The 20,505-nt window shown below is 73.5% G+C and carries 6 protein-coding genes and 1 pseudogene; all 7 read left to right on the top strand.

From position 1 onward, the window contains the following. Positions 1–12 precede the first annotated feature (12 nt). The gene (locus ACTWQO_RS42310; protein WP_443242697.1) at positions 13–804 is read left to right on the top strand and encodes an ABC transporter ATP-binding protein; all 792 of its coding nucleotides are present in this window, start codon (positions 13–15) and stop codon (positions 802–804) included. Then, positions 804–3,350 carry an FtsX-like permease family protein gene (locus ACTWQO_RS42305; RefSeq protein ID WP_443242696.1) on the top strand — a complete coding sequence of 849 codons (2,547 nt, stop codon included), beginning with the start codon at positions 804–806 and terminating at the stop codon, positions 3,348–3,350. The genes ACTWQO_RS42310 and ACTWQO_RS42305 overlap by 1 nt, the downstream gene beginning before the upstream one ends. A 186-nt stretch (positions 3,351–3,536) precedes the next feature. Beyond that, positions 3,537–4,742 (top strand): DUF993 family protein, encoded by a 1,206-nt coding sequence (locus ACTWQO_RS42300; RefSeq protein WP_443242695.1) that lies wholly within the window; start codon positions 3,537–3,539, stop codon positions 4,740–4,742. Further along, the gene (locus tag ACTWQO_RS42295; RefSeq protein WP_443242694.1) at positions 4,739–6,148 is read left to right on the top strand and encodes an FAD-dependent oxidoreductase; all 1,410 of its coding nucleotides are present in this window, start codon (positions 4,739–4,741) and stop codon (positions 6,146–6,148) included. Before ACTWQO_RS42300 ends, ACTWQO_RS42295 begins: the two co-directional genes overlap by 4 nt. Positions 6,149–6,343: 195 nt before the next feature. Further along, positions 6,344–13,100: pseudogene (locus tag ACTWQO_RS42290) on the top strand (SDR family NAD(P)-dependent oxidoreductase); the annotation flags it as partial. A 287-nt stretch (positions 13,101–13,387) separates the two neighbouring features. Continuing rightward, a complete protein-coding gene (locus tag ACTWQO_RS42285) occupies positions 13,388–18,238 on the top strand; it encodes a type I polyketide synthase (RefSeq protein ID WP_443242693.1) in 4,851 nt (1,616 codons plus the stop codon). A gap of 85 nt (positions 18,239–18,323) precedes the next feature. Continuing rightward, positions 18,324–20,505 (top strand): type I polyketide synthase (locus ACTWQO_RS42280; RefSeq protein ID WP_443242692.1); only part of this gene is annotated, 2,182 nt, incomplete at its 3' end.

Raw genomic sequence — 20,505 nt, 5'->3', positions numbered from 1 at the left:
AGGTGGAACACCGTGGCTGACGCCTACGGAAGCCCGACACACGAGACCGTCCGGCTGGATTCGGTCCGCAAGATCTACACCCGGGGAGACAACAGTGTCGCCGCCCTGGCCGGAGTCTCCGTCAGCTTCCAGCGGGGCACCTTCACCGCGGTGATGGGCCCCTCGGGATCCGGCAAGAGCACCCTGCTGCACTGCGCGGCGGGGCTGGACCGGCCGACGTCGGGCCAGGTCTTCCTGGAGGGGACCGACCTCAGCAAGCTCAGCGAGAAGAACCTCACCCTGCTGCGCCGTGACCGCATCGGCTTCATCTTCCAGGCGTTCAACCTGATGCCGGCCCTGACCGTGCGTCAGAACGTGGTCCTGCCGCTCCAGCTGGCCGGGCGCAAGCCCAAGAAGGCCTTCGTGGACGAGGTCATCGAGCGGGTGGGTCTCACCCAGCGCGAGCACCACCGCCCCTCCGAGCTCTCCGGCGGCCAGCAGCAGCGTGTGGCCATCGCCCGCGCGCTGGTCACGCAGCCGACCGTGGTCTTCGCCGACGAGCCGACCGGCGCCCTCGACACCAAGACCGCCCGCGAAGTGCTGCTGCTCCTGCGCGAGTCGGTGCACCGGGCGGGCCAGACCATCGTGATGGTCACCCACGACCCGGTGGCCGCCTCCTACGCCGACCGTGTGGTCTTCCTCGCGGACGGCCAGATCGCCACCGAACTGCACCGGCCCACCGCGGCCGCCGTGGCCGAGCAGCTCACACACCTCAGCGATGCGGTCGCGGCGCAGCCCGTCGCGATGACTGCCGGGAGCGTGTGATGTTCCGTCTGTCCCTGCGTACGCTCCGGTTCCGCTGGCAGGGGTTCGCCGCGACCTTCATCGCGCTGCTGGTGTGCGGGGTCATCATGACCGCCGCCGGCAGCATGATGGAGACCGGGCTGCGGGCCGTGATGCCCGCCGAACGGCTCGCGGCGGCCCCCATCGTGGTCACCGGCAGCGCCGACTACGAACAGCACAACAACCCGGTGGCCTCGCTGTCCGAGCAGGTGCCCCTCGACGCCGGCCTGGTCGGCACCGTTGCGGACGTGCCCGGTGTGGCCAAGGCGGTGCCCGACGTCTGGTTCCCGGCGAGCGCCCTGAAGGACGGCAAGACCGTCGCCGAGGCCGACCACGATTCCTTCGGTTACGGCTGGTCCTCCGCCCAGCTGATGCCCTACCGGCTGAGCCAGGGCGCGGAGCCGAAGGCGGCCGGCGAGGTCGTCGTGGACTCCGACGTGGCGGGCAGCCTGGGCGCCTCGGTCGGTGACTCCATCGAGGTCGCCGTCGCCGGCGGCACGCAGACCTTCCAGGTCAGCGGTGTCGCCGACGCGTCCCGCACGACCGACCGGCACGCCCTGTTCTTCTCGGCGGCCGACACCGAGCGGCTGACCAACGACCCCGGTCAGGTCGAGGCGATCGGCGTCTTCCTCGAACCGGGGGCCGACCCGGCCAAGACCGAGCAGGCCATCGCCGACACGGTCGGCAAGGGCGTCTCGGTGCTGTCCGGGGACAACCGGGGCGAGGCCGAGCGCTCCAACATCGACATGACCGACCTGGTGCTGGTGCCCGGGCTGCTCGGTGCCCTCGCCGTCATGGCGGGCCTGCTCGGTGTGGCGTCGACGCTGTCGCTCTCCTTCCAGCAGCGGCACCGCGAGGTGGCCCTGCTGCGGGCCGTCGGCGGGACCCCCGCCCAGCTGCGCCGCATGATCATCGGTGAGACGCTGGTGGTGGCGGTGCTGGCCACGCTGATCGCGATGGTGCCCGGCCGGGACATCGGAAAGCTGATCTTCGACCGCCTGGTGGACATCGGCATCGCCCCCGAGGGCGTCGTCTACTACAAGGGCTGGCTGCCGGTGGTGGCCGCCGGCCTCGTCTCCGTCCTCACCTCCGTCGGCGCGGCGGCCATCGCCAGCCGCCGGGTGGTCAGGACCCGCGCCATCGAGGCGCTGGGCGACGACGAGGGGCAGCAGTTCCGGATCGGCAAGGTGCGGCTGCTGTTCGCCGTGCTCTGCTTCGTGTTCAGCGGCGCCTGTGTGTTCTCCGCGTTCAACTTCGTCACCGGCCCGTTCATCGCCACCCCGGCGACCTGGGCGTCCATCCTGTTCGCCGTCGGGCTCGCGCTGCTCGGCCCCGCCATCACCCAGGGCCTCACCCGCGTCCTGGGCCCGGTGGTCCGCCTGGTGTCCGGGCTGCCCGGCATGATGGCCACGCTCAACGCGCAGGCCAGGGCGGTCCGGATGGCGGCGGTGGTCACCCCGGTGATGCTGCTGACCGGGATCGCCACGGCGAACCTGTATCTGATCGCCACCGAGGGCAGTGTCAGCAGCGTCTACACCGAGAACCTCAAGAGCGACGTCGTCCTCAAGGGCGGGCCGGACGGTATCGCCCCCGACACCCTCGACAAGGTCCGCGCTCTTTCCGAGGTCGGCGCGGCGTCCGAGTTCGTCGCCAGCTCCGGATTCATCGAGAAGCCGGAGGACCCCTGGAAGAACAAGGACCTGGCCGGCTGGCAGCTGCTGGGATTCAACGCGGACAGCGCCGCGGACGTCGGCGCCGTCAAGGCGACGACCGAGGGCAGCCTGAAGGAACTCACCGGGAACACCGTCGCCATCGCGGACACCTTCGCCAAGGAGTTCAGCGGCGGCGTCGGCGACACCATGACACTGCGCATGGGCGACGGTGCCGTGCAGGAACTGCGTATCGTCGCGGTGTTCGAGTCCAAGGAGAGCTTCGAGTCCCTGATGCTCCCGGTCGACCTGCTGGCCCGGCACACCACCATCGGACTGCCCACGCACATCGTCGTCACCCCCGCCGACGGGGTGAGCGAGGAGAAGGCCGCGGCGGCCCTCACCACCCTGGCGGGGACCCTGCCGGGCACCGAGGTCGTCGACCGCAAGGAGATGACCGAGGCGTTCAACCACCACCTGGGCGCCCAGGCCATGGTCAGCTACATGATGATCGGGACCCTGTTCGGCTACATCACCATCTCGGTGCTCAACAGCCTCTGGCTGTCCGTCAGCCGGCGCCGCCGCGAGTTCGCCCTGCAGCGGCTGACCGGTGCCACCCCGGCACAGGTCATGCGGATGATGGCGATCGAGGGCGGCATCACCGCCGTCATCGGCATCGGCCTCGGCACGCTGGTGGCACCCGCCACCTTCGTCACCTTCAGCATCGCCAGGGCCGGTTCGGTCGTACCCGCGGGATCCGTGTGGCTCTACGTCGGCATGGCCGCGTTCGCCTTCGTGCTCACCATGGCGGCGACGCTGCTGCCCACCTGGCGGGCGCTCAAGGCCCGTCCGCTGGAGGCCGCGGTACTCGCCGCCTAGCGAAAGCGGCTGCGCGCCGTCCGGCGAAACTCGAGAAACAATTGATTTTCGGTCCCCGTCCGCCCCGCGGACGGGGACCGAAATGTAGAGCCATGAGCCGCCCTTTAGGGGTTGGCTAAGGGGTCTTCGGCGTCTTTCAGGTCACTAGCATTTTCTCAATTCGACCCATACCCCGGAGCTGACGCCGTGATTGAACTCCCAGATGAAAACGGCGCGTTGACGCGCTATCGGCCGAACCGAGAGCCGCGCGCCTTCACTTCCGACAGCACCCCGTTCCGCAGCCGGTCCGTGCTGGCCGCCGCTCCGGTCGTCGGCGACCCGCTGGCTGCGAACGAGCCCTTCGGCCCGCCGCTCGGTCCGCCGCCGCCGCAGGCCCTCGACTGGGAGGCCACCCTCACGATCCGCAGGCAGCTGTGGTCCCACGGCTTCACCGTCGCCGAGGCCCTGGACACCGCGCACCGCGGCGCCGGCCTGGACTGGCCGACCGCCGCCGAGCTGATCCGCCGGACCGGGACCGCCGCCGCCGAGGCGGGCGGCCGGTTCGCCGCCGGGGTGGGAACCGACCAGCTCGACCCGTTCTCCCCGCACAGCCGCGACGCCGTCGTCGCCGCCTACGAGGAGCAGCTGGACGTCGTCAACGAGGCGGGCGGCCAGCCGGTCATCCAGGCCAGCGCCCAACTCGCCCAGGCCGTACAGAGCCCCGAGGAGTACGCCGAGGTGTATGCGGGCCTGCTGGCGAAGTCCGCCCGGCCCGCTCTGGTGCACTGGCTGCTGCCCGAGTGGGTGCCCGGCCACAGCGGCTACTGGGGCCACCAGGACCCGGCGGCCGCCACGGACGCGTTCCTGACCGTCCTCGCCGACCACGCCGACCACATCGACGGCGTCAAGGTCGCCCCGCTCAGCCCCCGGGCCGAGACCGCGCTGCGCCGCCGGCTGCCCGCGGGCATCCGCTTCTACACCGGGGACTACGACACCTACGCCGAGCTGATCGCCGGCGACGAGCAGGGCTTCAGCGACGCCCTGTCGCCCGTGTTCACGCCCATCGCACCGCTGGCCGCCGAAGCCCTGCGCACCCTCGACAACGGGGATGCGGACACCTTCCGCAAGCAGCTCGGCCAGGCCCACGCGCTGTCCGCGCACCTCTTTGCGGGGCCGGGCCGCAGCACCCTGTTCTTCAAGACCGGGCTGGTGTTCCTCAGCTGGCTGTCCGGCCACATCGGCCACTTCCGCATGGTGTGGGCCGAGCACGGCGCCCGCTCCGTGCCGCACCTGGCCCAGGCCTACCGGCTCGCGGACGAACTGGGCCTGTTCGCCGACCCCGAGCTGGCCGCCCACCGCATCGCCCGCTTCCTCGACATGTCCGGGATCCCGCAGGAAGGCAGCAGCCGATGACCAGTGCAGTGGTGCTCGGCGGCGGCATGGCGGGGATGCTGTCCGCCGCCGTGCTCGCCGGCCACGTGGACGACGTCACCGTCGTCGAGGGCGACCGCTTCCCCGACGGGCCCGACCTGCGCAAGGGCCTGCCGCAGGGATACCACAACCACATGTTCATGAGCGGCGGCGTCAGGGCCGCCGACACCCTGGTGCCCGGCCTGTCCGACGCGCTGTACGCGGCCGGTGCCAAGCGCCGCGGCATGCCGGCCGACCTGCTGACCCTCTCCGCCGAGGGCTGGTACCGGCGCCACCGCACGGGCGACGCCCATGTGCTGCTGTGCAGCCGGGCGCTGCTCGACCACACGCTGCGCGAGCGGGTGCTCGCCGACCCGGCGATCACGGTGATCGAGTCGGCCAGGGCCCTCGGGCTCAAGGGGTCGGCCGCCCGCGTCACCGGCGTGCGCATCGAACGCGCGGGCGTCGAGGAGATCCTCGCCGCCGACTTCGTCGTCGACGCCACCGGACGCCGCTCCAAGGCCCCCGCCTGGCTCGCCGGGTTCGGCCTGCCCGAGGTCGTCGAGGAGAACGTCGACGCCGGCTTCGCCTACTCCAGCAGGCTCTACGAGGCGCCGGCCGGCACCCCCGAGGACTTCCCCGGCGTGCTCGTCCAGGCCCAGAACGGCACCGGGGAGCCGGGCCGGGGCGCCGCGCTGCTGCCCAACGAGGGCAACCGCTGGATCGTCGCCCTGATCGGCACCCGCGGCGGCCAACCGCCCACCGACGAGGCGGGCTTCACCGAGTTCGCGCGTTCCCTGCGCGACCCCGTCGTCGCCGACCTCATCGCCAAGGCGACCCCGGCCGGACGCATCCAGGCCTACCGGGGCCTGCCCAACTGGCGCCGGCACTACGAGAAGCTGCCGCTGCCCGAGGGCTTCGTCGTCATCGGTGACGCCGCCACCACGCTCAACCCCAACTACGCGACCGGCATGTCCATCGCCGCGCTCGGGGCGCTCGCGCTGCGCACCGAACTGGAGCGCGGCGGCCTCGTGCCGGGGCTCGGCAAGCGGGCCCAGAGGGCCGTCTCCAAGGCGTCGCTCGGGCCGTGGCAGATGGCGACCGGAACCGACCAGTGGTTCCCGGGCGCCGAGTCCACCATCAAGCGCGCACCCGAACTGCTGCGCCGCTTCACGGCCCGGTTCGCCCGGATGACCACCGAGAACGCGGCCCTGTCCGACGCCTCGTTCAAGGTGGCCGCGCTGCAGGCGCCGCCCGCCAGCATGATGACGCTGCCCGCCCTGCTGACCGTGTTCCGCGGCCCCCGCGAGCAGCCGCTGACGCGCGAGGAAGCCATCGCCCAGTACCCCGAGTTCGGGGATCTGCTCGCACCGTCGGCCGCCGGCGGCAGCACGGCGCAGGCGGCGTGAGGCGCACGCGGCCGGGCCCGCCCGCACACGCGGTCCGGCGGCCCCTTTTGTAGGGGCTGCCGGACCGATTAAGGGGTTGGCGGGCCTCTCCGCCACGCTCAGGATTTTATTCGAATCCTTCTGCACGACGCGCGTGATGTTCGTTTACCAATTCGAGGGGTGTCCTGGGTGAGCGGTGAGGAAATGCCTCCGGCGATGCCGTGGCTGATCTCGGGGAAAAGTGCACAGGCGCTTCGGGCCCAGGCCGGACGGCTGTATTCGTACCTGACGGAAAGGCCGGATGAACACCCGGCCGATGTGGGTCTTTCCCTGGCGACGACCAGGGCCGCCCTGCCGCACCGCGCGGTGGTCGTCGGCGAGGACCGGCAGAGCCTGCTGGCCGGGCTCGACGCGCTGGCCCAGGGCGGCACCGGCGGCACCGTCGTGACGGGACCGGTCACCGGCGGCGCGCCCCGGGTGGCGTTCGTCTTCCCCGGACAGGGCTCTCAGTGGGCCCGCATGGGTGTCGAACTCCTCGACACCTCCCCGGTGTTCGCGGGACGGATGGCCGAATGCGCCCGCGCGCTGGCGCCCTTCGTCGACTGGGACCTGGAGGGCGTCCTGCGCGGCCGGGGGGACCAGCCCACGCTGGAACCGGTGGACGTCGTGCAGCCGGTGCTGTGGGCGGTGATGGTGTCCCTCGCCGCCCTGTGGCGCTCCTACGGCGTCGAACCCGCCGCCGTCGTGGGCCACTCCCAGGGCGAGATCGCCGCCGCCAGCGTGGCGGGCGCACTCAGCCTGGAGGACGGCGCCCGCGTCGTCGCCCTGCGCAGCCGCCTCATCCGCGAGGAACTGGCCGGCAAGGGCGGCATGATCTCCGTGTCGCTGTCCGCCGACACCCTGCGCGAGCGGCTGCGCCCCTGGGAGGGCCGCATCCAGCTGGCCGCGGTCAACGGACCCGGCAGCGCCGTGGTGTGCGGCGAAGTGGGCGCCCTCGACGAGGTCTTCGACCTGCTCACCGCCGACGGGGCACGGGTGCGCCGGATTCCGGTGGACTACGCCTCGCATTCGCACTACGTGGAATCCATCCGCGAAAAGCTCATCGACCTTCTGGCCCCCATCCGCCCGCGGACGTCGGACATCCCCTTCTGTTCCACGGTCACCGGCGCCTTCCTGGACACCGCGGCCCTCGACGCCGAGTACTGGTACACGAACCTGCGGCAGACCGTCCGGTTCGAAGAGGCCGTCCAGACCCTCCTCGCCGACCACATCGGCGTGTTCGTCGAGGCGAGCCCGCACCACATCCTCAAGGTCGGCGTGCAGGAGACCATCGACGCCGCCGGCCAGAGCGCGGCCACCATCGGCTCGCTGCGCCGGGACGAGGGCGGACTGCACCGGTTCGCCACCTCGCTGGCCGAGGCCTCCGTACGCGGAGTACGGGTGGACTGGACCGGGTTCTTCACCGGCGCCCAGGTCGTGGACCTGCCGACGTACGCCTTCCAGCGCCGCCGGTACTGGCTGAACGTACCGACCCCGGGCGACGAGGTGTCGGGCATCGGCCAGGAGGCCGTCGACCACCCGCTGCTCGGCGCCGCCCTCGAGCCCGCCGAGACCGGCGGACACCTGTTCACCAGCCGGCTCTCCCTGGGCACCCACCCCTGGCTCGCCGAGCACGAGGCACTCGGCGCCGTCCTGCTGCCCGCAACCGCCTTCGTGGAGCTGGCGATCCGCGCCGGCGACCAGGCGGGCTGCGGCACCCTCGACGAACTCACCCTGCACGCCCCGCTGGTGCTGCCCGAACGCGGCGGCGTCGCCCTGCAGGTGATGCTCGGCGCGCCGGACGACAGCGGCGCCCGCACCGTCGCCATCCACTCCCGGGCCGACGGCGACGACATGCCCTGGGTGCGGCACGCCGGCGGTGTGCTGACCGAGCAGCGCCCCGAGCCCGGCTTCGACCTCGCCCAGTGGCCGCCGGCCGGCGCCGAACCCATCGGCCTGGACGGCGCCTACGAGCGGCTCTTCGGCCGCGGCTACGCCTACGGCCCCGTGTTCCAGGGGCTGTCCGCGGCATGGCGGCGCGGCGACGAGATCTTCGCCGAGGTACGTCTGCCCGAACAGGCGCACGCCGACGCCCAGCGGTTCGGCCTGCACCCCGCGCTGCTCGACGCCGCCCTGCACGCCGAACTCGTCGGCGACGAGAGCGAGCAGGGCGGCGAAACGGTCCTGCCCTTCGCCTGGACCGGCGTCAGCCTGCACGCCGTCGGCGCCACCGCGCTGCGCGTCCGGCTCGTCGCCGACGGCCGCGGCCACACCCTGCTGCAGGCCGCCGACGACACCGGCAGCCCCGTCCTCGACGTGAGCTCCATCGTCGCCCGCGCCGTCTTGGCCGACCAGCTCGGCGCCGCGAGCGGCCGCCGCGACCTGCCCTACCGGCCGGCCTGGACCCCCGCACCGGTCGACCCCGCCGCCGACCCGGCCGCCGACCTGGCCTGGTTCACCGACGCCGACGCCCTGCGCGCCGCCGACCCGGTGCCCGCGACGGCGCTCGTCGAACTCCCGGTGCCCGACGCCACCGTGCCCGACGCCGTCCGCGCCACCGCCCACCGGGCCCTGGACCTCGTACAGACCTGGCTGGGCGACGCACGCTTCGCCGGCTCGCGCCTCGTCGTCGTCACCCGCGGCGCCGTCGCCGCCGCCGACGGCGACCCGGCCCCCGACCTCACCCTCGCCCCCGCCTGGGGCCTGGTCCGCGCCGCCCAGGCGGAGAACCCCGGCCTGTTCGTGCTGGCCGACCTCGACGACACCGAGGCATCCCGCGCCGCCCTGCCGGCCGCCCTGGCCACCTCGGAGGGCGAACTCGCCCTGCGCGGCGGCCAGATGCACGTCCCCCGCCTGGTCCGCGCCGCCGAGTCCGACACCCAGGACGCGCCCGCGCTCGACCCGGAGGGCACCGTCCTTATCACCGGCGGCACCAGCGGCCTCGGCGCCATCGTCGCCCGCCACCTGGTCGCCGAGCACGGCGTGCGCCACCTGCTGCTCACCAGCCGGCGCGGACCCGACACCCCCGGCGCCACCGACCTGCGCGACCACCTCACCGCCGCCGGCGCCACCGTCACCCTCGCCGCCTGCGACGCCGCCGACCGCGACGCCCTGACCGCGCTCCTCGACGCCGTCCCCGCACAGCACCCGCTCACCGGCGTGGTGCACTCGGCGGGCGTCCTCGACGACGGCGTCGTCGGCTCGCTCACCCCCCAGCGGCTGGACACCGTCCTCGCCCCCAAGGCGGACGCCGCCTGGCACCTGCACGAGCTCACCGCCGGCCACGACCTCGCGCTGTTCGCCCTGTTCTCCTCCGCCGCCGGCATCCTCGGCGCGGCCGGACAGGCCAACTACGCCACCGCCAACACCTTCCTCGACGCCCTCGCCGCACACCGCCGGGCGGCCGGGCTCCCCGCCACCTCCATGGCCTGGGGCCTGTGGGCCGAGGGCACCGGCATGACGGGACAGCTCGACGACGCCGACATCGAACGGCTGCGCCGCCAGGGCTTCCCCGCCATGGCGACCCCCGAGGGACTCGCGCTGTTCGACCAGGCGCTGGCCCGCGACGAGCCGCTTGTGCTGCTGCTCCGGCTCGACCTGGCCGCACTGCGCGCCCAGGCGGCCGCCGGCCTGGTCCAGGGCGTCCTGCGCGACCTGGTGCGCGTCCCCGCCCGCAAGACCGCGCGGGCCGGCGGCGCCACCGGCGGCGCCTCGCTGGCCGAACAACTGGCCCGGCTGCCCGAGGCCGAACGCGACAGCCTCCTCCTCGACCTGGTCCGCACCCACGTCGCCGACGTCCTCGGCCACGACTCCGCCGACGCCGTCGACGCCGACCGGGCCTTCAAAGAACTCGGCTTCGACTCGCTCACCGCCGTCGAACTGCGCAACCGGCTCCACACCGCGACCGGGCTGCGCCTGTCCGCCACCCTGGTCTTCGACCACCCCACCGCCCGGGCCGCCGCCCAGCACCTCAAGGAGAGCGCGCTCGGCTCGTCCGCCCCGGCCGCCGCACCCGCCACGGCCGCCGCCTTGGACGAACCGATCGCCGTCGTCGCCATGGCCTGCCGCTATCCCGGCGGCGTCGAGACCCCCGAAGACCTGTGGCGGCTGGTCGCCGAAGGCGCCGAGACCGTCACGGAGTTCCCCACCGACCGGGGCTGGGACATCGAGGGCGTCTACCATCCCGAGCCCGGCACCCCCGGCAAGACCTACACCCGCTCCGGCGGATTCCTGCACGACGCCGCCGAGTTCGACGCCGCCTTCTTCGGCATCAGCCCGAACGACGCGCTCGGCATGGACCCGCAGCAGCGGCTGCTCCTCGAAACCTCCTGGGAGGTCTTCGAACGGGCCGGCATCGACCCCGCGACCCTCAAAGGCAGCGCCACCGGCGTCTTCACCGGCGCGATGTACCACGACTACGCACGCTCCCGGGCCACCGGCTCCATCGCCTCCGGCCGCCTGTCCTACACCTACGGCCTGGAAGGCCCGGCCGTGACGGTGGACACCGCCTGCTCGTCCTCGCTGGTCGCCCTGCACCTGGCGATCCAGGCGCTGCGCTCCGGCGAGTGCACCCTCGCCCTCGCCGGCGGCGTGACCGTCATGGCCACCACCGAGGTACTCGTCGAGTTCGGGCTCCAGCAGGGCCTCTCATCCGACGGCCGCTGCCGCTCCTTCGGCGCCGGGGCCGACGGCACCGGCTTCTCCGAGGGCGTCGGCCTGCTGCTCGTGGAGCGCCTGTCGGACGCCCAAGCCAACGGCCACCCCGTGCTCGCCGTGGTCCGCGGCTCGGCCGTCAACCAGGACGGCGCGAGCAACGGCTTCTCCGCCCCCAACGGCCCCTCGCAGCAGCGTGTCATCCGCCAGGCCCTCGCGGGCGCCGGCCTGACCACCGCCGACGTCGACGCGGTGGAGGCACACGGCACCGGCACGGTCCTCGGCGACCCGATCGAGGCCCAGGCGCTGCTGGCCACCTACGGCCAGGAACGCCCCGAAGACCAGCCGTTGTGGCTCGGCTCCATCAAGTCGAACATCGGGCACGCCCAGGCCGCCGCCGGTGTCGCCGGCGTCATCAAGATGATCGAGGCGATCCGCCACGAGACGCTGCCCGCCACCCTGCACGCCGACGAGCCCTCGCCCCAGGTCGACTGGACGGCGGGCAACGTCCGCCTGCTGACCGAGTCCCGGCCCTGGCCAAAGACCGGCCACCCGCGCCGTGCGGGTGTCTCCTCCTTCGGTATCAGCGGCACCAACGCCCACGTCGTCATCGAACAGGCCCCCGAGATCCAGGCGGCCGAGCCGCCCGCGGCCGAGGACACCACCCCCGTCCTGCCCTGGCTGCTGTCCGCGCGCACACCGAAGGCGCTGCGCGCCCAGGCCACGAAGCTCGCCGCACACCTGCGCGGCGGAGCGGACGGCACCGGGCTCGACCTCGCCCACACCCTGGCCACCGCCCGCACCGCCTTCGAGCACCGCATCGCGGTCCTCGCCGAGGACCGCGACCAGGCCCTGCGCGCCCTCACGGCCGCCGCCGACGGCGAACACCCCGCCACGGTCGTCCACGGCGACGCGAGCCGCACGGGCACCAAGTCGGCGTTCCTGTTCACCGGCCAGGGGGCGCAGCGGCTGGGCATGGGCCGGGAGTTGTATGAGGCGTTCCCGGTGTTCGCGGCGGCTTTCGATGCGGTGTTGGCCGAGCTGGACGGTCTGTCGCTGCGGGAGGTGATGTGGGGCGAGGACGCGGAGGCGCTGAACCGTACCGAGTTCACCCAGCCCGCCCTGTTCGCCATCGAGGTCGCCCTGTTCCGGCTGGTGGAGTCGTGGGGCATCAGGCCCGACTATCTGGCCGGGCACTCCATCGGCGAGTTCGCCGCAGCCCACGTGGCCGGGGTCCTGTCCCTCGCGGATGCGGCGAAGCTGGTCGCGGCGCGTGGGCGTCTGATGCAGGCGCTGCCGGCGGGCGGCGCCATGGCCGCCGTACAAGCCACCGAAGAAGAAGTACGACCGCTGCTGGCCGAGGGCGTCGGTATCGCCGCCGTCAACGGGCCCACCGCGGTGGTGATCTCCGGCGTCGAGGCCGACGTCCTGCGGATCAAGGCGCACTTCGAGGCGGAGGGCCGCAAGAGCACCCGCCTGAAGGTCTCCCACGCCTTCCACTCCCCGCTGATGGAACCGATGCTGGCCGACTTCCGCGAGGTCGCCGCCTCCCTCTCCTACAGCGAACCGGCCATCCCCATCGTCTCCACCCTCACCGGCACCCCGGTCGGCGGCGGGGAGATCGGCACCCCCGAGTACTGGGTCCGGCATGTGTGCGGGACCGTGCGGTTCGCCGACGCGGTCGCGCATCTGCAGGCGCAGCGCGTCACGACGTTCCTGGAACTGGGGCCGGACGGGCCGCTGTCGGCGACCGGTCCGCAGTGCCTGGCCGGCGGCGAGGACACGGACGTCGTGTTCGTACCGGTGCTGCGGCGGGAGCGGGCCGAGGAGCGGGAGCTGGTGGCGGCCGTCGCGCTGGCCCACTGCCGGGGCACGGCGGTGGACTGGGCGGCGTTCTTCGCCGGGCGCGGTGCCCGCCGGGTCGGCCTGCCGACGTACGCCTTCCAGCGCCGCCCGTACTGGCTCGCCGAGATCACCGGCGAGACCGTGGTCGTCGGGGGCAGCGGCCAGGACCTCGCCGACCGTCAGGACGAGGCCGCCGACACCGGCCGCTGGCGGGAGATCCTCGCCCTGCCCGGCGGTGAACGCGAGCGCGCCGCGCTGTTGCTGGTCCGGCAGCAGGTGGCCGCCGTACTCGGCCACGAGTCGCTCGACGAGGTGGAGCCCGAACAGGCCTTCACCGAGCTCGGCTTCGACTCCGTGGCCGCCGGTGAGCTGCGCAAGCGACTCGTCGCCGCCACCGGCACGGACCTGCCCGCCACCCTCGCGTTCGACCACCCCAACACACGGGCGGTGAGCGAACTCCTGCTGGCCGCGGCACAGGGCCAGGACACCAGCCCGGCCCGGCCCGTCCTCGCCGAGCTCGACCGGATCGAGGCCCTGCTGGCCGCCGCGCCCGAACTGAACGGCGAGACCTCCAGGATCACGGCCCGGCTCGAAGCGCTCCTGCGCTCCTGGCGCGACACCCGGCAGGACACCGCGGCCGACGCACCCGACGACGACTTCGCATCGGCCACCGACGACGAGCTCTTCCAGGCACTGGACAACCTCGAGATTGGTTCATGAGCGATGGGGAACGACGACAAGCTCCGCGACTACCTCAAACGCGCGACGGCCGATCTCCAGCAGACGAGGCGGCGGCTGCGCGAGGCCGAGACCAGGAACCACGAGCCCATCGCGATCGTGGGCATGAGCTGCCGGTTCCCGGGCGGCGTCAGCACCCCGGAAGACCTGTGGGAGCTGGTGAGTTCCGGCCGGGACGCCATCTCGCCCTTCCCCGAGAACCGGGACTGGGACACGGCCACCCTCTACGACCCCGAGCCCGCCACGCCCGGCAAGACCTACGCCCGTGAAGGCGGATTCCTGCACGACGCCGGGGAGTTCGACGCCGACTTCTTCAAGATCAGCCCCAAGGACGCCAAGGAGACCGACCCGCAGCAGCGGCTGCTCCTGGAGACCGCCTGGGAGGCCCTGGAGCGGGCGGGCATCGACCCGGCCTCGCTCAAGGAGACCAGGACGGGCGTCTTCGCCGGCGTCGTCTACCACGACTACCTCGTGGGCGGCGGCACCGGCAGCCTCGCCAGCGTCGCCTCCGGACGGATCGCCTACACGCTCGGCCTGGAAGGCCCGGCCGTGACGGTGGACACCGCCTGCTCGTCCTCGCTGGTCGCCCTGCACCTGGCGATCCAGGCGCTGCGCTCCGGCGAGTGCACCCTCGCCCTCGCCGGCGGTGCGACCGTCATGGCCCACCCGCACGCCTTCGTCGGCTTCAGCCAGGACCGCGGACTGTCGCCCGACGGCCGCTGCAAGTCCTTCGCCGCGGCCGCCGACGGCACCGGCTGGGGCGAAGGCGTGGGCATGCTGCTGGTCGAGCGGCTCTCCGACGCCCAAGCCAAGGGCCACCCGGTCCTCGCGGTGGTGCGCGGCTCGGCCGTCAACCAGGACGGCGCGAGCAACGGCATCTCCGCCCCCAACGGGCCCTCCCAGCGACGCGTGATCGAACAGGCCCTGGCCGGCGCCCAGTTGACCGCCGACCAGGTCGACGCCGTGGAGGCGCACGGCACCGGCACCACACTCGGCGACCCGATCGAGGCCCAGGCGCTGCTGGCCACCTACGGGCAGGGCCGCGGCGAGGACCGGCCGCTGTGGCTGGGCTCCTTGAAGTCGAACATCGGGCACGCCCAGGCCGCGGCCGGCGTCGGCGGCATCATCAAGATGGTCGAGGCGATCCGCCACGGCGTCCTGCCCAAGACCCTGCACGTGGACGAGCCGAGCCCCAAGGTCGACTGGACGGCCGGCCACATCGAACTCCTCACCGAGGCACGCGACTGGCCCGCCACACCGGGCAGGCCGCGCCGCGCCGGCGTCTCCTCCTTCGGCTTCAGCGGCACCAACGGCCACGTGATCATCGAGGAGCCGCCCGCCGCCGAACAGGCCGAGGAGCCCGAGGAGCCCGAGCCGACCGTCAGGAACCCGACGCTCGTGCCGCTGCCCCTCTCGGGCAAGGGCACCGACGCGCTGCGCGCCCAGGCGCGGCGACTGCTCACCCTCGTCGAGTCCGACACCGCCCCCGGCGTCCTCGACCTCGGCTACTCCCTGGCCACCACCCGTACCGCGCTCCAGGACCGCGCCGTGATCCTCGCCTCCGACCGCGACGAACTGACCCGCAGGCTCGGCGCCCTGATCCACGGCGAACCGTCCCCCGGCGTCATTCAGAGCGGCACCTCCCGCACCGACGCTCTGACGGCGTTCCTGTTCACCGGCCAGGGGGCGCAACGGATCGGTATGGGCCGGGAGTTGTACGAGGCGTTCCCGGTGTTCGCGGCGGCCTTCGACGCGGTGCTGGCCGAACTGGACGGCCTGCCGCTGCGGGAGGTGATGTGGGGCGAGGACGCGGAGGCGCTGAACCGTACCGAGTTCACCCAGCCCGCCCTGTTCGCCATCGAGGTCGCCCTGTTCCGGCTGGTGGAGTCGTGGGGCATCAGGCCCGACTACCTCGCCGGGCACTCCATCGGCGAGCTGGCGGCCGCCCATGTCTCGGGTGTGCTCTCCCTCGCCGACGCCGCCAAGCTGGTCGCCGCGCGCGGGCGTCTGATGCAGGCGCTGCCGGCGGGCGGCGCGATGGTGGCGCTCCAGGCCACCGAAGAAGAAGTACGACCGCTGCTGGCCGAGGGCGTCGGTATCGCCGCCGTCAACGGGCCCGCCGCGGTGGTGGTCTCCGGCGACGAGACCGAAGTCCTGCGGATCAAGGCGCACTTCGAGGCGGAGGGCCGCAAGAGCACCCGTCTGAAGGTCTCGCACGCCTTCCACTCCCCGCTGATGGAACCGATGCTGGCGGACTTCCGCGACGTGGCCGCCTCGATTTCGTACGGCGAACCGTCCGTCCCGATCGTCTCCACGCTGACCGGCGAGACGGCCACCGCAACCGACCTCGCCGACCCCGACTACTGGGTGCGGCACGTCCGCGAAGCCGTCCGCTTCGCCGACGCCGTCCGCACCCTGGCCGGCAAGGACGTCGGCACGTTCCTGGAGCTGGGTCCGGATGCCGTGCTGACCGGCATGGGGCAGCAGTCCGCCGAGGACGCCGTCTTCGTGCCGGTGCTGCGGCGGGAGCGGGCCGAGGAGCCCGAACTGGTGGCGGGCGTGGCGCTGGCCCACTGCCGGGGTACGGCGGTGGACTGGGCGGCGTTCTTCGCCGGGCGCGGTGCCCGCCGGGTCGGCCTGCCGACCTACGCCTTCCAGCGCCGCTGGTTCTGGCGTGACCCCGAGACGTCCGCGGCGGCCGCCGCGCCCGTGACCCCGCAGGCGGCGGACGCCGTCGCCTGGGAGGTCATGGAGCGCGAGGACGGCGCGGCCCTGGCGGCCCGGACGGGTGCGCCCGCGCATGCCCTCGACGAGGTGCTGCCCGCGCTGAAGGACTGGCGCCGGCGGCTGCGCGAGCAGGCCAGGACGGACGCCTGGCGCTACCGCGTCGCCTGGCATCCGGCCGGTACCCCGACCGGAGCCGGGGAGCGGACCCTGCCGGACGGCACCTGGCTGCTGGCCGTGCCCGAGGGGCACGCCGACGACCCCCGGATCCGTGCCGTCACCGACGGTCTCGCCGCACAGGGCCTGTGGACCGTACGCCTGGAGGTCGGTGACCAGGACCGGGCCGCGCTCGCCGGGGAACTGCGGGCACACACCGCGCTGGCCGGCGCGCTGTCGCTGCTCGCCCTCGACGACCGGCCGCACGCGGACCACCCCGCGCTGTCCCGGGGCACCGCCACCACCGTGACGTTGGTGCAGGCACTCGGCGACGCCGGACTCGCCGCCCCGCTGTGGTGCGTCACCGCGCAGGCGGTGGCCGCCGACCCGGCCGACGCGGCCCCCGCACCGCGGCAGGCCGCCCTGTGGGGCCTGGGCGCCGGCCTCGCCCTCGACCTGCCCGAACGCTGGGGCGGCCTGATCGACCTGCCGGGCACCATCGACGAGGAGACCGTCGGCAGGCTCTGCGCCGTCCTCGCCGCACCCGGCGAGGAGACCGAACTCGCCGTCCGCGGCGAGCGGGTGCTCGGCCGCCGCATGGTGCGCGCCCCGCTGGGCGCAACATCGCCGGTCCGCGACTGGCGGCCGCGCGGCACGACCCTGATCACCGGCGGCACCGGCGGCCTCGGCGCCCACGTGGCCCGGCTGCTCGCCGACCGGGGCGCCGAACACCTGGTGCTGACCAGCCGCCGCGGACCCGACGCCGACGGCGTCGCCGACCTTGTCGCCGACCTCGCCGCGCGGGGTACGACGGTGACGGTCGAGGCGTGCGACGTCGCCGACCGCGACGCCGTGCGCACCCTGCTCGCCTCGATCCCCGAGGACCGCCCGCTGACCGCCGTGGTGCATGCCGCCGGCGTGATGCAGCGGATCGCCCCGCTGTCCGAGCTGACCCTTGAGGAGTTCGCCGCCGTCGCCGACGCGAAGGCCGGCGGCGCCCAGCACCTGGACGAACTGCTCGGCGACCGCCCGCTGGACGCCTTCGTGCTGTTCTCCTCCGGATCCGCGATCTGGGGCAGCGCCGGCCAGGCCGCCTACGGCAGCGCCAACGCCTTCCTCGACGCGCTCGCCGACCGCCGCCGCGCCCGCGGCGCCACCGCGACCTCCGTCGCCTGGGGCTCCTGGGCCAGCGGCATGGTCGACGCCGAACTCGGCGCGGCCCTCAGCAGGATCGGCACCCCGCCCATGGAGCCCCGGCTCGCCGTCGCCACCCTGGGCCGGATCCTCGACCACGACGAGGCCCGGCTCGTCGTCGCCGACATCAACTGGTCACGCTTCGCCCCCGTCTACACCCTGGCCCGCCCGCGGCCCCTCCTGGACGCCGTGCCCGAGGCGCGGACGGCCCTGCACGGCGACGGCGACCAGGGCGAACAGGCCGCGGACGGCGGGGAGTTCACGCGAAGCCTGGGGGAACTGCCGCCCGCCCAGCAGAGCCGGGCACTGCTCGACCTCGTCCGCGGCCATGTGGCCGCCCTGCTCGGCTACGACGACCCGGCAACCCTCGACCCGGCCCGTCCCTTCACCGACCTCGGCTTCGACTCCGTGGCCGCGACCGACCTCAGGAACGCGCTCTCCGCCGCCACCGGCACGAAGCTCCCGGCCACCCTGGTCTTCGACCACGCGACGCCGGCCGCGCTCGCCGCGCATCTGCGCGACGAGCTGTGCCCGGCCACCGACGGCGGCGGCCAGGTGATGTCCGTCCTGGCCGAACTCGACCGCCTGGAAGAGACCCTGGCGGCACTGCCACCCGAGGACGTCGAACGCCACCGGATCCCCGGCCGGCTGGAGGCACTGACGGCCAGGCTCGGCGGCACGCCGTCGAGCGGGCACATCACCGAGGACGCCACCGCCGACGACGTCTTCGACTTCATCGACAAGGAACTGGGCCTGGCCTGAACAGGCCCGCGCGCACGCGCACGGGCACGAACCACCAGAACCACCAGAACCAATGCGTATTCCACAGGACGTTGCGAGGCGGGGAATGGCTGACGATCAGAAGCTCCTTGACTACCTCAAGCGGGTCACTGCGGACTTGGCCCGGACGCGCCGGCGACTGCAGGAGTACGAGGCCAAGGAGCAGGACCCGATCGCGATCGTGGCGATGAGCTGCCGCTACCCCGGCGGCGTCCGCTCGCCCGAGGACCTGTGGCGCCTGGTGGACGACGGCGTGGACGCCGTGTCCCCGTTCCCCACGGACCGCGGCTGGAACCTCGACGCCTTCGGGGACGCCGACTTCGCGCGGGTGGGCGGATTCATCGACGGGGCGGGGGAGTTCGACCCCGCCTTCTTCGGGATCTCACCGCGCGAGGCCGTCGCCATCGACCCCCAGCAGCGGCTGATGCTGGAACTGTCCTGGGAGGCACTGGAACGCGCGGGCATCCCCGCCGACAAGGTGCGCGGCGGCCAGGTCGCCGTCTTCGCCGGATCCGGCTTCCAGGACTACGGCGACCTGCTCAACGCCGCTCCCGAGGCGGCCGGCCCCTTCATGGGCACGGCCGCGGTGGCCGCCGTCATCGCCGGCCGGGTGTCCTACGCGCTCGGCCTCGAAGGCCCGTCCGTGACCGTGGACACCGCCTGCTCCTCCTCCCTCGTCGCCGTCCACCTGGCGGCACAGGCCCTGCGCGAGCGGGAGTGCTCCCTCGCGCTGGCCGGCGGCGTCATGGTGATGTCGACCCCGGGCCCCTTCATCGGCATGGCCCGCCAGGGCGGTCTCGCCTCCGACGGACGCGCCAAGGCCTACGCCGATGCCGCCGACGGCACCGGCTGGGCCGAGGGCGCCGGCGTGCTCGTCCTGGAGCGCCTCTCGGACGCCCGCGCCAAGGGCCACCCCGTGCTCGCCGTCATCAAGGGATCCGCGATCAACCAGGACGGCGCCAGCAACGGCCTGACCGCACCCAACGGTCCCTCCCAGCAGCGCGTCATCCGCGAGGCCCTCGGCAGCGCCCGCATCTCCGCCACCCAGGTCGACCTCGTCGAGGGCCACGGCACGGGCACCACACTCGGCGACCCGATCGAGGCCCAGGCGCTGCTGGCCACCTACGGTCAGGGCCGCGGCGAGGACCGGCCGCTGTGGCTGGGCTCCCTGAAGTCGAACATCGGGCACGCCCAGGCCGCGGCCGGCGTCGGCGGCATCATCAAGCTCGTCATGGCGATGCGGCACGAGACGATGCCGAAGACCCTGCACGTCGACCGGCCCAGCACCCACGTCGACTGGACCGCCGGAAACGTCGAGCTCCTCACCGGGCCCCGCCCCTGGCAGCAGGGCGACCATCCGCGCCGCGCCGCCGTCTCCGCGTTCGGCGTCAGCGGCACCAACGCCCACCTCATCCTGGAACAGGCCCCCGAGCCGGAGCCCGCCGGCACCGACCCGGCATCCGACACCCCCGCCACGACGGAACCGGCCGAGCCCTCGCCCGCCCCGGCCCCCTGGCCCACCGGCACCCCCCTGCCCTGGCTCGTCTCCGCCCGCAGCGCCGACGCCCTGCGCGCCCAGGCCGAACGCGTCGGCACCTACACCGCCGAGCGCACCGACCTGACCGCCCTCGACCTGAGCCACTCCCTCGCCACCACCCGCGCGGCACTGGAACACCGCGCGGTGATCCTCGCCGAGCACCGCGAGTCCGCGGCCACCGCCTTCGCCGCCCTCGCCCGCGACGAGGCCCACCCCGACGTACTGCGCGGCCTCGCCTCCGACGGTCTGACGGCGTTCCTGTTCACCGGCCAGGGGGCGCAACGGATCGGTATGGGCCGGGAGTTGTATGAGGCGTTCCCGGTGTTCGCGGAGGCTTTCGACGCGGTGTTGGCCGAGCTGGACGGCCTGCCGCTGCGGGAGGTGATGTGGGGTGAGGACGGCGAGCGGCTGAACCGTACCGAGTTCACCCAGCCCGCCCTGTTCGCGATCGAGGTGGCGCTGTTCCGGCTGGTGGAGTCGTGGGGCATCAGGCCCGACTATCTGGCCGGGCACTCCATCGGCGAGTTCGCCGCCGCCCACGTGGCCGGAGTCCTGTCCCTCGCCGACGCCGCGAAGCTGGTGGCCGCGCGTGGGCGTCTGATGCAGGCGCTGCCGGCGGGCGGCGCCATGGCCGCCGTACAAGCCACCGAAGAAGAAGTACGACCGCTGCTGGCCGAGGGCGTCGGTATCGCCGCCGTCAACGGGCCCACCG

The organism is Streptomyces sp. 4N124 (assembly GCF_052245395.1).
GTDB lineage: Bacteria > Actinomycetota > Actinomycetes > Streptomycetales > Streptomycetaceae > Streptomyces.
The sequence above is the reverse complement of the archived record's forward strand: the minus strand, read 5'-3'. Positions and strand labels throughout refer to the sequence as shown.

Excerpts from the sequence above, each read along its gene's own strand:
- ACTWQO_RS42305 (WP_443242696.1), top strand. The coding sequence starts at position 804 with ATGTTCCGTCTGTCCCTGCGTACGCTCCGGTTCCGCTGGCAGGGGTTC.
- ACTWQO_RS42295 (WP_443242694.1), top strand. The coding sequence starts at position 4,739 with ATGACCAGTGCAGTGGTGCTCGGCGGCGGCATGGCGGGGATGCTGTCC.
- ACTWQO_RS42285 (WP_443242693.1), top strand. The coding sequence starts at position 13,388 with ATGGGGAACGACGACAAGCTCCGCGACTACCTCAAACGCGCGACGGCC.